We start from the raw sequence: 15,180 nt of genomic DNA, 5'->3' as shown, positions 1-15,180 counted from the left end.
CTGGGGTAGTAACTCAGATCAATTTGCGGTAATATTTATTTAAATTAAGGAATTAATCGACCGATTTTATTCGTAAATATTCGACTTTTATTGGTGTTTATGTACAAAGTTGCTTGATTTTAAATTAATTTTTCAATTATGTCATTTTACTGTATAATCTCATTTAATGACATTAAAAGAAAACAGGAGGCATTTCTTTATGGATAGAAAAATCCCAAACATCATGGGTACTCAACATCCAGATAACGCAGGAGTTCCGTTTTTCAAAAATCATGATAACCCATTTATCTCAGCTTACCGAGAAATTGACGAAGCTTACGAAAACTTCTCAACTCTGGATGCTGATGAATATATGTGGGACTGGGAAGGCAAACATGCCGATGCGTCGGTTATTGACCGTTTGTATTCCGAACATTATGATTACTTTAAAAAGCACCAACTTGGTCGTGATAAGTTCCTAACTTTCCGTTTCCCAAATATTTGGGAAGAAAAGGGCTACAGTCTTATGCAAGCCATGACGACCATTCTTTCAGCAGAAGATTTTGCTAAAGACCTGGGCTTTGATGAACGACCATTATTCGAAGCTATTTTGCCTATGACACAATCAGCAGATCAACTGATTGAAATGGAAGATAAGTTCTCCAGCCTTGCTCACTACAAGTCAAAGGAATTCAATACTGGTCATGAAAATTCAGACACGCTGCAAATGATTCCCCTGTTTGAAGGTTTCCAATCACAATTAGACGCGCCCGAAATCTTAGAGAAGTTCATTGAAATGTACAAAAAGCATTTTGGCCGCGATATCGAATACATGCGGGTCTTCTTAGCCGGTTCAGATTCTGCTCTTTCCAACGGTTTCCTAAACAGTATTATCGGAAATAAATTAGCTCTGAGTCATTTAGCTAAGTTTGAAGATAAAAGCGGCATGCCGATTTATCCAATTGCCGGGATGGGAAGTACCGTCTTCCGTGGTGGTCTATCACCACTTATGTTGGACCGTTACCTTGAAGAATTCCCTGGTTTGAAGACGGCCACAATTCAGTCAGCATTCCGTTACGATTATCCACTAGATGTTGTTGAACCAGCCATCATGAAATTACGTGAAGGTTTACAACAAAGTAAGTTCCAAATTATTCCCGAAGACGATGAAAAGACGCTTTTGGAAATCGCTGAAAAAGCCGCCAAAGAATACCACGTCACTTTGGATCCGCTTATCAATGATTTGCAGCCGGTCTTCGATGCCTTTCCAAAGCGTCGTGATCGTCACCAACACGTTGGTATCATCGGTTATTCACGTGACGTTGATGGTTACAAGATGCCACGTGCAATTACGTTTACGGGTGCTTTGTACTCAATTGGGGTTCCTCCTGAATTTATCGGTGTTGGTCGAGTCCTTACCAAGCTAAGTGATAAGGAACTAACCGTCTTGAGAAAATATTACCATAATATTAAAGCTGATTATGAACATGTCTCCCATTACTTCAGTAAGGAAGCTTTAACCGAACTTCAACGAAAGAATCCTGCTTGGAAGGCTGTCGATGACGATATTGAGGGAATTGAAAAACTTTTCGATATTGTTGCGGGTCCAGAAACCGAAGAGGAAGAAAAACATGCACAACTTGCTTCCGATTTGGTTAAGATTTCCGACGATACTACTAAGACTGCCCTCATTCAACGCCAAGCAACATTGAGAAAATTCTTGGGTTAAATCAAATTCATCTATCAAGACATGGATACTATCCCTCTAGAGAGCACCAGAGAAAAACAAAAAATTCTCAGGTGTGATCTGGAGGGATTTTTAATGCCTAGGAAAAGGAAATATGATCTGGAGACAATGTTGTGGGCAATAGCTGAGATTGAAAAAGGGCGGACTATTCTATCAGTTTCTCAAGAACTTGATTTATATAAAGGAACAGTTGGTTTTTGGCGAAAGACTTATTTAGCAGGCGGTGAAGAAGCCTTACGGTCCAGTCATAAGAACAAACATTACTCTGCAGAGTTTAAGATTGAAGTCGTTACGTATTACTTTGAACATGATATCAGTGTCAGGGCTTGTGCCTTAAAGTATGGCATAAAGAGCTCACAGACCTTGTCCGATTGGATTTTCCAGTATAATGAGGGAAACAAACTCAAAGCAACAGGCCAGAGAGGTGCCCTAATGACTGGAAAGAACTCCCAAAAAGCAAGATCCTTTAAGTTCGAAGAAAAAATTAACATCGTTGAATGGTTATTGAAACACAATTCAGACTATCTAGGCGCAGTCCGTAAATTTAAGGCCTCCTACCAACAAGTCTATAGTTGGCTGAAAAAATATCGAGAGAATGGCCCTGACGGTCTAAAAGACAGACGAGGACGCAAGGTTCCTGAAAAAGAATTAACAGAAGTTCAACGTCTCAAAATCGAAAATAGGCTGCTTAAAGCAAAGCTTGAAGATGATGAGATTCGGGAAGCTTTGGCAAAAAAAGTACGAGAAATCGAAAGGAGAGATCGCCATTAGCAAAAGCCAGACAGGAAGATATTTATCAGGCCATTCAAGAACTTAGTGACGAATTGGTGACAGAGTCAAAGCTGGCATTTGAAGAGATTAAGAACCCTAAACAAATTTCACTCAACCGAATCATTCAAGCAGCCGGTGTCAGCAGACGTGCCTACTTTTACTGGTGTAGTGGCGGTCGTGCCACAAATCCAGATCCTGCAAAACTCAATGAATTGATTTTATCGCAAATTAAAGTTGAATTTGAGCAAAGTAACCGGACCCGTGGTACCAAAAGTATGACAGCGGCTATCAATGTATGGTTGGAATGCCAAGGACTGCCTAAGGTAAATCACAAGCGAATCTATAGATTGATGCGTCAATCAGGTATGATATCAGTTATTCGTAAGAAACGACCTGGCTATCATAAAACTCAAGCGGATTATATTGCGGAAAACACCTTAGACGGTGATTTTGAACGCAAGGGTATCAATGAAGTATGGGCAACTGATTCAACTTTTGTGACCTATGGCAAGCACGATGAAATGAGTATTTGGCTGTGTGGTGTTATTGACCTATATAGCCATGAAATCTTAGGCAGTTCGTTGAGTAAGACGCAAACGACAGTAGCTGCCAAGGAAGCATTTAACCAGGCTTATGCAAGCTTTCCAGATGCCAAGCCCTTAGTTCATTCAGACCGAGGCTCCGCCTATACCTCAAAGGAATTTAGAAATTACCTACGCGACAAATCAACCGGACAAAGTATGTCCAGACCTGGGACACCAAGCGATAATGCGGTGATGGAATCATTTTGGGCGCAGTTTAAGACCGAGTGGCTGGACCAATGTCCAGAGCATTTTGAAACCTTAGAAGAGTTAGCAGAATACATCCAAGCAGGTTTGACTTACTTTGCGACAAAACGAAGAACTGTAAAAAATAACGGCCTGACTCCGAAGGAACTTCGGAATCAAGCCGCATAAAACGTCTAAATAGAACTTCTGAGATTTTTGTTTTTCATCGGTGCACTTGACAGGGACCCTATCACATCCTGATCGGGGTGTCTTTTTTTGTATTCAGCGATATAATTAAAATAGAATTTAATGACTTGGAGTCTTTATTTTTAATGAATGGAGTGTTTGATGATGTTCAAATCCAACTTAGTGTTACCGATAATTGCAGCTGGCCTGATGTTCACGGCAACCGTTGAGATCTCGACTTCTGCTAAAGCAGCAACAACCGAAAGTATGCCTGGATCCCTTACTTATCACAAAACAGATCAATTTGCGACAATCGGTTCAAATTACAAGTCGTTTAAGCTTTACAATCACGTCCCAACCAGTTCTTATAAAAACATCAAAACAATTTCTTGGAAAAAGGCAAGAATGAGCAGCTATGGTATTGTTAATAGTGCCGTTCATATTGATTTATATGCCTTCCAAGGAACTCAATATAATTGGTATCGAATTTCTAAAGCCAACGTACTGAGAGGAAAGGTCAAGACTCATTCAACTTCCGCTAAACAGAAGGTTCAAAAATATTGGGTTTATGGGCAAGCTTTGATTTTTCCAAAAACAACCACGACTTCCGTTTTTTCTTAATTTCCAGCCTATACGCGGTCTAAGATTAATTTGCTTCTAAAATTATCTTGGATCGTTTTTTATCGACTTGCTAAAAAGTAACTCACCCTAATTTGTTGTTCATCAGATCAATTTTATTCCCGAAAATGGTCTATTGGGGTTATGCTAGAAAGGAACAAAATTTTTGAAGGGATTGATTTAATTGAAGACAACAAGAAATATTTTAAGTTGTACCGCTGTTTTAGTTGGCAAGAATGCCACCGTTGACGGATCAACGATGATTGCAAGAAATGAAGATGCCGGCAGCGGTATCAACGCAAAGCGGTTTATTGTCGTAAAGCCGGAAGATCAGCCTAAAGATTACATATCAACTTTTAACAATTTTCGGTTAAAATTGCCGGACAAGCCGCTTCGTTATACTGAAACGCCTTGTGCAGATGTTAGTGACGGTCTGTGGGGTGAATCGGGTATCAACACTGATAACGTCGCGATGAGTTCTACCGAGACCGAATTCACAAATACAACCATGCTGGGACTCGATCCTTTAGTTGATGATGGCATTGGCGAAGAAGCAATGCTGACGGTAGTATTACCTTATATTCACAATGCGCGAGAAGGTGTCCGTCGACTTGGTGATTTGGTAACAAAATATGGTACTTGTGAAAGCAATGGTATTGCTTTTTCGGATCAGGATGAGGTTTGGTATTTTGAAACAGTTGGTGGTCATCACTGGGCTGCTGAACGAATTCCTGATGATACCTATGTCATCGCACCCAACCAAACCGGCATCCAAGAAATTGATTTTAACGATCCGCAACATTTTATGTTTTCAGATGATTTAAAGAAATTTGCCGAAAAATATCATCTGAATAAAGCCTCTAAAGGATTTAACTTCAGAGATATCTTTGGTGAAGATGTTCAAAGCGACCACTATTACAATACGCCCCGGGTTTGGTACGGTCAGAAACATCTCAACCCAGAGATCGTTCAGGATCCGGAAAGTCGAACGATGCCTTTTAGTCGTGTTCCGTCACACTTGGTTTCAATTGAAGATGTCGCCTTTATTTTGAGCAGTCATTATCAAGAAACTGAGTTTGACCCTTACGGCAAAACAGGAACATCGGAAACACGTTCTCGTTACCGGCCAATTGGCATGAATCGAAATCAGGAAATGCATATTCTACAGATTCGCCCCGATTTTCCTGCCGACCATGCTGCAATTCACTGGCTGGCTGAAGGTGTGAATATTTTCAATTCACCCGTTCCCTTCTTTGCCAACTGCCTTGATACACCCGAGAACTTCAAAAACACACCGGAGAGAACAACAACCGAAAGTTTCTACTGGTTAAATAAATTAATTGCTATGTTGGCTGATCCATTCTTTGCCGAGCACGATTGGGACGCCATGACCGCTGTTTCTGAAAGCCGTAAATTCGGGTTTGCAAATGGCCGAAAAGCCGTTGCCAAAGCGGATCAAGCTTTTGAAAATGTTTCCAAAAACGATTTGCCCGAATGGCATACTAAAATGAATGATAAAATTGCAGCCGTTATCACAAATAATCTAAAAGATCTTCTCCATCAACTGGTTTTGCTAAGGGCTGAAAAAATGGTGCCAACTTTTGAAAAAGGCGGAGAACTTTAATTTTTGACCTAAAAACAACTGATCATCTATATTGACGGACACAAAAAACAGCCTGGGATTATCCCGAGCTGCTTTTTATGTCTATGTTTCTGCTTATTTATGATCGTCGGACTTGGCCTTGCACTTCTTTTCTTTTTCAGCCTGCATCACTTTGGATACAATGGGAACCTGTCGCAGCAACGGACTCGCATTTAATCCGACACTGACATTTAGAACTGTTTTTGCACGCGTCATACCAACGTAAATCAACCGCCGTTCTTCTTCAATAAACTGTGAATAGTGACGAATTGCCGTGTACCAATTATGAAGTAAATCCAAATCCAAATCATGACACTTTTCAATTTCGATATGGTTTAAATCAATATGTTTATTTTTACGAACTTCTTCTGTTATATCGATAAAAGCTGCTTCTAAAATACCTGTCAATTCTTTCACACGTTGACGTGTCACCAAATCGTTCCAGCGATCAATAAAGTCCTCGAAACTGATATCCGGATGAAACCAATCGTTGATAATGGTTGTACCAACCGGTAATTGTTTGTCGGAGAGTCCATATAAATAAACATACTTAAACTCCAGTCCCTTAGCTTGATGAAGGCTTAAAAACTGCACATCGTTTTCCAATGACACCCCTTTTTGATTGTTGGCTTCCAATAATTGACGCTTTTGATCTTCCTGGTCAAACCAAACATCGGGATCGGTTATCTGTTTTATTTCAGTGTGAAGGTAAGTGGTCATATCCTTGAATGTATCTTTTGAAACAAAGTCATTTTTAGTCATATAATCAAAATAAGTTGCCGTTAATTCCAATACGGTATTCCAAATCTGCATAAAGACATCCCCAATACTCGTTTCAGAGTTGGCTTTTTCAACATCCTGACGCTGCTCTTTAATAATCTTAAATGCCATTCGAACACGTGTATCTATTTTGGCAAACCGTTTTTGATTCTCCGTTCGTTGATGCTGCAAATTATATTTTGTTGCGATTTCAAGATAATCAGACAATGAATCAATTCCGCCGGCAGCCTTATCAATTTCTGTTACATGCCTCCGATAGGTCGTGAATCCGATCCGTGTGGCTTGTTCATGAAATGGTTGGAACCGGTTTTGCCAAAACGCCTGCATAAGGTTAACCAAAATCCGATAAATCAGCGTATGTTGAAAGATAGCACCACGGTTATTAATGTTGACATATATCTGTTGATTGGCCAACCAGTCGGCGACCAATGTTCTATCAGAATTATATCGAACCAACACCGCAATTTGGTGGTTATCAATCTCCGGATCACGAATTTGGGAAACTAATTTGGTAAACATATCGCTGTTCGGATCAAATCCCGCAGTCTTCAGAGGATAAACGTGTACCTGTCCCTTTTTTTCGTTGAAAGCTTTCAATTCTTTTGCCAACCGCACATAGTTATGCTTAATTAAAGGTTTGGCCTCGGATAGGATTTGACCTCCTGTTCGATAATTAGTTGAAAGACGGTATGTTTTTGCACCTGGTAAAATACCATGGAATTTTAAAATAAACTTTGGATTGCTGCCTCGAAATGAATAGATGCTTTGATCATCATCACCAATCACAATTAATCGCGATAACGCTTCTTGCGAAAGAAGTCGGGTCATGATATCCCATTGAAGGTTGTCTATATCTTGAAACTCATCCATCACGACCAACTTAAATCGACTCATAATTTGATGGAACGACCTTACGTGATCAGGTTGATCCAATAATTGTCGCAGCAAAATCTTCATATCATTAAAATCAACAAAACTATTTTGACGTTTCAGAATCATATACTGTGTCATAACTGCAAGATAATCAGTATAGAAATCTAAATCATATTCATCTTCTCCAACCTCACCCAATTGCGCCTTTAATTGCTTGGGATCAGACAAATCTGCAAACGCATTATGAGAAATGCCCCTATTAATGATAAATTCAGCAAGTTCAAACATATTATCCAATATTTCAGACGGAGAATTCACCTGACTGTGCGTATGCTTAATCAGTCTGGTTAACGGCAATGAAAATTGACGGTAGCTTGTGAGAACCTTGGTTTCACGAAATTCCGGTGTCGTTCGCAGCAATCTGTAAAAAAGTGCGTGAAAAGTACTAAAGTATGGCATACCCTCAGCTGCTAGGTCTATTCCCACCGCTTTCAATTGCATCAGGTATTGTCGATAACGGTTTTCCATATCTGTTTGGGCTTTTTTAGAAAACGTGATGCCCAATACATTTTCCGGAGAGATCTTCCCTGTCATAATTGCGACTAGTGCGGATAACATAAAGATGGTCGTTTTACCAGAACCCGCACACGCATTAATAAGTGTCGGCTGCTGATAAGGCTGCCGCAGAATTGCAAGTTGTTCTGTCGAAAAGGTCATCCCGGTTGCACTTTCCAGCAGGTTGATTGCTTGATCGCGACTTAAATTTACTGCTGATTGTTGCATATTGTTCCTACTTTCTTGTCATATCAAAAGACTACTGCTTTCCATTTTCATCTGAACGACCAGTTCTTGTCAAGGGAATACGTCATCGCCTTTGATATTTTCAAATTAACTCACATTTCTTTTTAATTTTATGCCAAGAATCCCTTGATAATTTCCAGCCAATGGCGTATTCTCTTATTTAAAGTAAATTTTACTTTTATTTTAACGCTTTAAAAGTATTAAATACTTTTATCACCTTGAAAGGAGTTTTTCTTTATTATGGATAATGTAAAGCAACGGACAACCTCCCTCGTCTTTTTAATTATCGGCACTGCTTGGATGTTTGATGCCATGGACGTTGGTTTGTTGTCATTTATTATGTCGATTGTACACAAACAATGGGCACTCACGAATTCCCAAACCGGTTTAATTAGCTCAATCAGTACAGTCGGAATGGTTTGTGGTGGCTTCTATTTTGGACATTTAGCCGATAGAATCGGCCGAAAAAACACCTTGATTGCAACCCTACTGACTTTTTCCATCGGTAACCTTGTGTTAGCCGGATCACCTGGTTTTTACACTTTTCTGACAATTAGATTCATTGTCGGTATGGGCCTTGGCGGTGAGCTTCCGGTTGCTGCAACTTATATTGCTGATATCTATAAAGGCGGTAAGCGGTCTCAAATGCTTATTTTAGCAGATAGTTTCTGGGCAATTGGCTGGTTGATAGCCTCTTTCTTATCATTCCTGCTAACCCCTGTCCTTGGTTGGCGCGGTCTTTTAATTGTGACTGCCATTACAGGATTCTTTGCTATTATTCTTCGAAAACACATTCATGAAAGTCAGCCTGAAACAAGTTCGTCACAAAATTGGCTGGTTTCGCTTAAACAAACCTTTCGACCATGGACATTAATGTTATGGCTTGCCTGGTTTATGGTTATGTTCAGTTATTACGGTATGTTTATGTGGCTGCCAAGCATTATGGTCGATAAAGGCTACGGTATTGTCAACAGTTTTGGTTACACAACTATTATCGTTGTTGCACAGCTTCCGGGTTATTTTTGCGCTGCTTGGTTGGCCAAAAGACTACAGGTTAAGTACGTCTTTGCTTTATACATGCTCGGAACGGCGGTTGGTGCCATCATGTTTGGTCAATCTACTACCGCAGTCATGATTGTCATTTCAGGGTGTGTGCTGTCATTCTTCAACCTCGGCGCATACGGTGCCATCATTGCGTTAACCCCAGAGCTTTATCGAAATGACATTCGCGGAACCATGACCGGCATGGCACAAGGAATTGGTCGAATCGGCGCAATCTTTGGACCACTTTTAATTGGTGTTTTGATGGATCGTCAAATTAATATCCACGTGATTTTTATTATTTTTATGATTTCACTGATTATCGGTTCCGTTGCCGTCCTTGCACTGCCCACTTCACCCAATCATGAGGAGAAAATTCAATGAACCCATTATTAGTTAACGAAAAACTAGCTGGCTTTCTTAAAGAAGATATCGGTTTCGGTGATTTAAGCGTCAGTTACCTGCCAACCGATAAAGTCCTAACCGGTTACTTCATTGCAAAACAATCCGGTATTGTTTGCGGCCAACAGCTTCCCCAACTGGCCTATAATTTAATTGGAGAAGCTCATTACACGTCACTTGTTTCTGATGGTCAACACATTTCATCCGGTCAAAAAATCGGTAAAGTCGTTGGGGCCGCCGCAACCCTTTTAACCGGAGAACGGGTGATTTTAAATTTAATGCAGCGAATGAGTGGTATTGCTACCAAAACGGCACAGGTTATCACGGAACTAAATGATCCAAGAATAAAAATTACCGATACCCGAAAAACGACTCCCGGTTTACGGCTATTTGATAAATATGCTGTTACCGTTGGCGGTGGATTTAACCATCGCTTTGATCTGACGAATGCCATCATGTTAAAGGACAATCATATTGCATTAGCCGGTGGCGTTAAGGAAGCCTTATTAATGGCCAAAAAAAACGCTGGTCCGTTAACCCCTATTGAAATCGAAGTTGAAACCAAACAGGAACTTCAAGATGCTATTTCAATCGGTGCAGATGTCATCATGTTCGATAATCAGGACCCTTCCACTATCAAGAAATGGAAAAAACTTGTTCCTGACAACATCCATGTCGAAGCTTCTGGAGGGATTTCCGAAGACACAATCGCGTCATTTAGCGGATGCGGCGCTGACTTTATCTCAATTGGAAACTTAACAAATGCCGTTTCTCCACTCGATATCAGTTTTTTAGTCGAAGGAACCGTCAAGAAAAGTGTTCACGTGTCATAGCCACTACCCTTACTACCGGGTAAGATCTTGTCATAAACAAATGTATTGTCTAAGCGATAATTTATCACTATTTTATATGCACCCAAGCAATCATTCACACTGTTTATCTTTTTGTTAAGATTAGACTTTATTAAACGCATTATTACGACTAAAAGCCGAAATAATGCGTTTTTCAAATCCATCTTAATTTGACTTTTATGCTAAAATTGTATTGTGCTTGTTGATTACTACAATGGGGGTCGTTTAATGACTAAATACAAGTTCTTAAAACCTGATACACTTCGAAATGGTGTTAAAATAAAAAACCGGGTTGTCATGTCACCAATGACAGAACAGTCCAGTTTTGAAGACGGGTCAATTACCAGCGACGAAATTAATTATTACCGATTGCGCACCGGTGGTGTTGGCATGTTGATTACCGGTTGTGCCAACGTTAATGACTTGGGAAAGGGCTTTGAGGGCGAACTAAGTGTTGCTGATAAAAGTATGCTTCCGGGCTTGTCCCGACTGGCAAATGCTATTAAGATGAATGGCACTAAAGCTATTTTACAGATCTTTAGCGCCGGTCGGATGACTAACTCAAAAGTACTCCGCGGCCAACAACCCGTTTCTGCAAGTGCTGTTTCCGCACTTCGACATGGCGCTGAAACCCCACGGGCATTGTCCGAGAAAGAAATCACTCAAACCATTGAGGATTTTGCAAAAGCGACTAAACTCGCAATAGAAGCCGGCTTCGACGGTGTTGAACTGCATGGTGCCAACACTTATCTTCTTCAACAATTTTTTAGTCCCCACTCCAACCGACGGGCAGACCAATGGGGCGGTTCCTTACAAAACCGCATGAAGTTTCCGTTGGCAGTTGTTGATGCCTGTGCCGACACCATTAAGCAATTTGCAGACTCGCCTTTTATTCTCGGTTACCGAATTTCTCCAGAAGAAATCGAAGAACCCGGGATCAAGATTTCAGATACAATCGCACTCGTTTCAAAACTAAACAAAAAGCCGATTGATTACCTGCACCTTTCGTTAGCAGATGCTTGGGGAAGCTCAATTGTGGACAGAAGTGACCAGCAGCCGGTATTTGAGAAAATTAAAGTTGTTTTAGCTGACGATTTACCCCTCATTGTTGTTGGACATTTGGCAACACCTGCTCAAGTGGAAAAATTAATCGATTCAGGTGTTTCCTTTGCCGCAATGGGTCGTGAATTAATTCGAGAACCTCAGTGGGTTCAAAAAGTTGAGGCTGAAGATGAACAGGCAATTCGCTATACCTTCTCCTTACGGGATTTGAACGAGTTAAAAGTCACACCACCATTGCTGAATTTTTTAATGACTGCTTTTAGAAGAGGCTTCCCTCTCTCAACTGACAAACACCAATTAAAAAGATAATAAATATAGACAAGGAGAATTTTTGATGGCCAAAATTCAAATGGCAGAACCTAAAGATGCTGATTTAATTTACCGTCACTTAATGAAGGTTAGTGGTCAGACTAATAACCTTAGTTACAGTCAAAAAGATATTCATAAATATTTAGATGAAATTAAAATTTCTGATCAAATGCACGATGCGAATGCAACAGTGTTCTTCGCTGCGTTTGAAAATGAGGAGATTGTTGGCCTCGCTCAGCTTTCCAGAAGGAACTTACCACGCTACATCAATCGCGGGGATCTCGCCGTTTCAGTAGATCAGGATTTTTGGAATCAGGGCATTGGCAGTACACTAATGGAACAGGTCATCGACTGGGCAGCTAATGATTGGAAACTGCACGGTATTTACCTGGATGTTATTTCTGGCAACCTTCATGCAATTGATTTATATAAAAAATACGGCTTTAAAATCATAGGCGATCTGCCCCTTTTAATGACCGTAAGTGGTCGAGATATAGCCGGAAAACTAATGTTTAAAGAGATTGTTCATTAATTATTGACTGATAAGTACCCAACGGACCTTGTGGTGGTCAATTGGGTGCTTTTTATTAGCACTATCGTTAACACCAATTAAGCGTTAGTGTACTTTTAAACCAATAGGACGGTTACAATAATAGATAGATCGTACTTATTTGCCTACTTGAAAAGGAAGTTACTTAAATTGAAAGAAACCTTTAATATGCCCTGCAACGATAATGAAATAACTTTAACGGTCGATGCTGTCAGCTACCAATATCTAGCATTACGACGCGCGTCGTTGGATGTTGCGCCTCTTGACTCCGTGGATGTCACTCTAACAGATGAACCGGTAGATGGCCATGCTTATTATGAAATTGCGGGTTTTAGTGTTGCAGGTTCGGCAACGCTGCAAAATAACCATTTAAAACCAGGCGATTACGCCGTTTACAGAGCCACCCCCGGAGACCATCCAAGTATGGTCATTCAATTGTTGGGAGATACGTTTAATCAAAACAATTAATCAAGGTTGAAAGCTGTCAAACAGAAATCATTCTACGTTTTAACTGACTTATATCATTTTTTTCAAAAAGTCATTTAAGCTGTTAACTGATCGAAAAATAGTGGCGTTTGCCTCTTGAGGCTTATCAACATCTGCATACTTCGACCAAGCTGCTGAATAACAGTCAATTCCAACGGCTCTACAGCTTTCAATATCGCCAACCGTATCCGCAACATAGGCCATTTGATCCGATGCTAATTGATATTGAGATAGTAATCTCTGAAAATTTTCACTCTTATTCGGTCCCGTTGAGGATCCGATCAGAATTGGTGAAAACCGGTTTTGAAGCCCTAAAGTTTCTAGACTGATCCGGCAGCTAACAGATCCTTTCCCGGTTACCATTGGCGTTTGCACGTGGTGAGCTGCCAGCATGTCAATTAAAGAATTTATGCCGGAAAACGGTTCGGTTAATGTAGCGTGGCTGGCATTGTATTGCTGATAAAAATCATTTAAAATTCTGTCTGGCGCATTGGGGATCAATTGGTTTAACATCCCAATCTCATTTGCTCCAAAAGTCGCTAAAATGGTTTGATCATCAATTCGCTTGTGCGTATATTTATAAACGATTTTGCGAAATGAATCAAAAATCACGGGAAAAGTTTCGGCTACTGTGCCATCTAAGTCAAACGCAATCATCTTATACATCAAAATCCCTCCAAAGCCTTTACAATTAGTATAGCAAAATGTCCATTGGTGATCAGTCCTTTGACCATTTTCTTCGGATACAAAAGAAGTTGAAAACACACAACAGTGTTTTCAACTTCTTTTTATTGAGATAGCAGATTAACTATCTGTTTCTAAATTAACCATTAGCCTTTTCAGGATGACCCTGCAGGTAGATGACGTGGGTATTCAAGTATTCTTCAATACCATGGCGACCATCGTCTCCACCAATACCGGATTCTTTCCAGCCGGAGTGAGAACCATTCATAGCTTCAAAATTGAAGCGGTTGATATAGGTTTCACCGTCTTCAAGTTCATTTGCGGCACGCATTGCGTTATCCAAATTCTCAGTAAAGATTGATGAAGTCAATCCAAAGTCACTGTCATTAGCCATTTTAATGGCATCATCCAATGTCTTAAAGGTTAATACAGGAAGAACCGGTCCAAAGATTTCGTCTTGAACAATTTCGGAATCCTGTTTAACGTTGGTAATGACAGTTGGTTCGTAATAGAATCCATTTTCAATATTCAGCTTGTGACCACCGGCCGTGATCTTGCCACCGGCTTTAACAGCACGATCAACCATTCCGGCAACCTTATCCAAAGCTGCTTGATTAATCAATGGTCCCATACCGATCTTCTCATCTTTCATTGGGTTGCCAACCGTAATCTCAGACATCTTTTTGGACAACTTCTTGATAAATTCGTCCGCAACATCTTCTTGAACGTAAACCCGTTCACAGTTGTTGCAAAGTTGACCATTGTTATCGACTCGAGAGTCAATAATTGATTGTACGGCGAGATCAATATCGGCATCCTTGCAAACAATGGCTGGTGCTTTACCACCTAATTCAAGTGATACCTTGGCCATATGAGTGGCAGCACCTTCCATAATGCGCTTGCCTGATTCAACAGAACCGGTCAAACTGATAATACCGATCTTCTTGTTTCGAGTTAACTCATCACCAACGACCGAACCCGGTCCTGAAACAATGTTGACAACACCCTTTGGAATACCAACTTTGTCACAGATCTTAGCAAATTCAAGTGCCAAGTTAGGTGTATCCGAACTTGGCTTCATAACAATGGTATTACCTGTTACCAAAGCCGGACCCATTTTACGGGCAATCAAGAAGAATGGGAAGTTCCATGGTAAGATCCCGGCAGCGACACCAATTGGTTGCTTAGCAATCATAATGTTTTCATTTTTGTTGTCGGATTGAAGGATTTCGCCTTCGTATGTCCGAGCAGCACTAGCCATATAATCAAAGTAATCAGCCGAGAACAAGATTTCAGTTGTTGCCAAGGACTTAATCTTTCCCTGCTCCTCTTGAAGCATTTCAATTAAGTGATCCTTTTGCTTACGAACTTCTGTCACAACATCATGAAGATATTGGCCACGAGTAGCAGCCGGAACCTTCTTCCATGATTTTTCAGCTTCATAAGCCGCATCAATTGCTTCTTTTGTTTCTTCACGGGTTGCACTTGGAACAGTAGAAATTGCTTCTCCCGTTGAAGGATTCAGTACCGTCAACATATTACCTGACTCTGAATCTTTAAATTCTCCGTTAATATACATTTGATAATGTTTTAATGCTACAGCATTTTGTGCCATAATATTGTGCTTCCTT

General features: G+C 40.4%; 12 protein-coding genes and 1 pseudogene. 10 read left to right on the top strand and 3 right to left on the bottom strand.

Annotated elements, in window-relative coordinates:
- Positions 1–199: 199 nt before the first annotated feature.
- From ppcA to GQR93_RS06310, 5 genes and pseudogenes are all read left to right on the top strand, one after another.
- The gene (gene ppcA / locus GQR93_RS06330) at positions 200–1,708 is read left to right on the top strand and encodes a phosphoenolpyruvate carboxylase (protein ID WP_035444731.1); all 1,509 of its coding nucleotides are present in this window, start codon (positions 200–202) and stop codon (positions 1,706–1,708) included.
- 93 nt (positions 1,709–1,801) lie between these two features.
- Entirely contained in the window at positions 1,802–2,497 is a 696-nt protein-coding gene (locus GQR93_RS06325; protein ID WP_050757972.1) for a helix-turn-helix domain-containing protein, read from the top strand.
- A 17-nt stretch (positions 2,498–2,514) separates the two neighbouring features.
- A pseudogene (locus GQR93_RS06320) lies at positions 2,515–3,453 on the top strand (IS3 family transposase); the annotation flags it as partial.
- Between the two features lie 159 nt (positions 3,454–3,612).
- Positions 3,613–4,071: a hypothetical protein gene (locus GQR93_RS06315; protein WP_225442053.1), complete on the top strand. Its 459-nt coding sequence runs from the start codon at positions 3,613–3,615 to the stop codon at positions 4,069–4,071.
- A gap of 181 nt (positions 4,072–4,252) precedes the next feature.
- On the top strand, positions 4,253–5,692 hold the full coding sequence (locus GQR93_RS06310) for a C69 family dipeptidase (protein WP_159298725.1): 1,440 nt from the start codon (positions 4,253–4,255) through the stop codon (positions 5,690–5,692).
- Between the two features lie 93 nt (positions 5,693–5,785).
- Here the strand turns inward: GQR93_RS06310 and GQR93_RS06305 are convergent, their stop codons facing one another.
- Entirely contained in the window at positions 5,786–8,146 is a 2,361-nt protein-coding gene (locus tag GQR93_RS06305) for a UvrD-helicase domain-containing protein (protein WP_003553448.1), read from the bottom strand.
- Between the two features lie 258 nt (positions 8,147–8,404).
- On the opposite strand from GQR93_RS06305, the gene GQR93_RS06300 reads away from it, so the two are divergent.
- From GQR93_RS06300 to GQR93_RS06280, 5 genes are all read left to right on the top strand, one after another.
- On the top strand, positions 8,405–9,589 hold the full coding sequence (locus GQR93_RS06300; RefSeq protein ID WP_003553447.1) for an MFS transporter: 1,185 nt from the start codon (positions 8,405–8,407) through the stop codon (positions 9,587–9,589).
- Complete coding sequence (gene nadC, locus GQR93_RS06295; protein WP_003553446.1) at positions 9,586–10,440, top strand: carboxylating nicotinate-nucleotide diphosphorylase; 855 nt, start codon at positions 9,586–9,588, stop codon at positions 10,438–10,440. The genes GQR93_RS06300 and nadC overlap by 4 nt, the downstream gene beginning before the upstream one ends.
- 246 nt (positions 10,441–10,686) lie before the next feature.
- Positions 10,687–11,829 (top strand): NADH-dependent flavin oxidoreductase, encoded by a 1,143-nt coding sequence (locus GQR93_RS06290; RefSeq protein ID WP_003553444.1) that lies wholly within the window; start codon positions 10,687–10,689, stop codon positions 11,827–11,829.
- A 25-nt stretch (positions 11,830–11,854) separates the two neighbouring features.
- Positions 11,855–12,361, top strand: coding sequence for a GNAT family N-acetyltransferase (locus GQR93_RS06285; RefSeq protein ID WP_003553443.1), 507 nt, complete (start codon positions 11,855–11,857; stop codon positions 12,359–12,361).
- 147 nt (positions 12,362–12,508) lie between these two features.
- Entirely contained in the window at positions 12,509–12,847 is a 339-nt protein-coding gene (locus GQR93_RS06280) for a hypothetical protein (RefSeq protein WP_003553441.1), read from the top strand.
- A 48-nt stretch (positions 12,848–12,895) separates the two neighbouring features.
- On the opposite strand, the gene GQR93_RS06275 is transcribed toward GQR93_RS06280, so the two are convergent.
- Both GQR93_RS06275 and aldA read right to left on the bottom strand, forming a co-directional pair.
- A complete protein-coding gene (locus GQR93_RS06275) occupies positions 12,896–13,531 on the bottom strand; it encodes an HAD family hydrolase (protein ID WP_225442052.1) in 636 nt (211 codons plus the stop codon).
- Positions 13,532–13,688: 157 nt separating this feature from the next.
- Entirely contained in the window at positions 13,689–15,164 is a 1,476-nt protein-coding gene (aldA, locus tag GQR93_RS06270) for an aldehyde dehydrogenase (RefSeq protein ID WP_035444728.1), read from the bottom strand.
- Positions 15,165–15,180 lie beyond the last annotated feature (16 nt).

Origin of the sequence: Lentilactobacillus hilgardii (assembly GCF_009832765.1) — a bacterium.
Classification (GTDB): Bacteria; Bacillota; Bacilli; order Lactobacillales; family Lactobacillaceae; genus Lentilactobacillus; species Lentilactobacillus hilgardii.
This window is presented reverse-complemented; position numbering and strand designations above follow the sequence as displayed.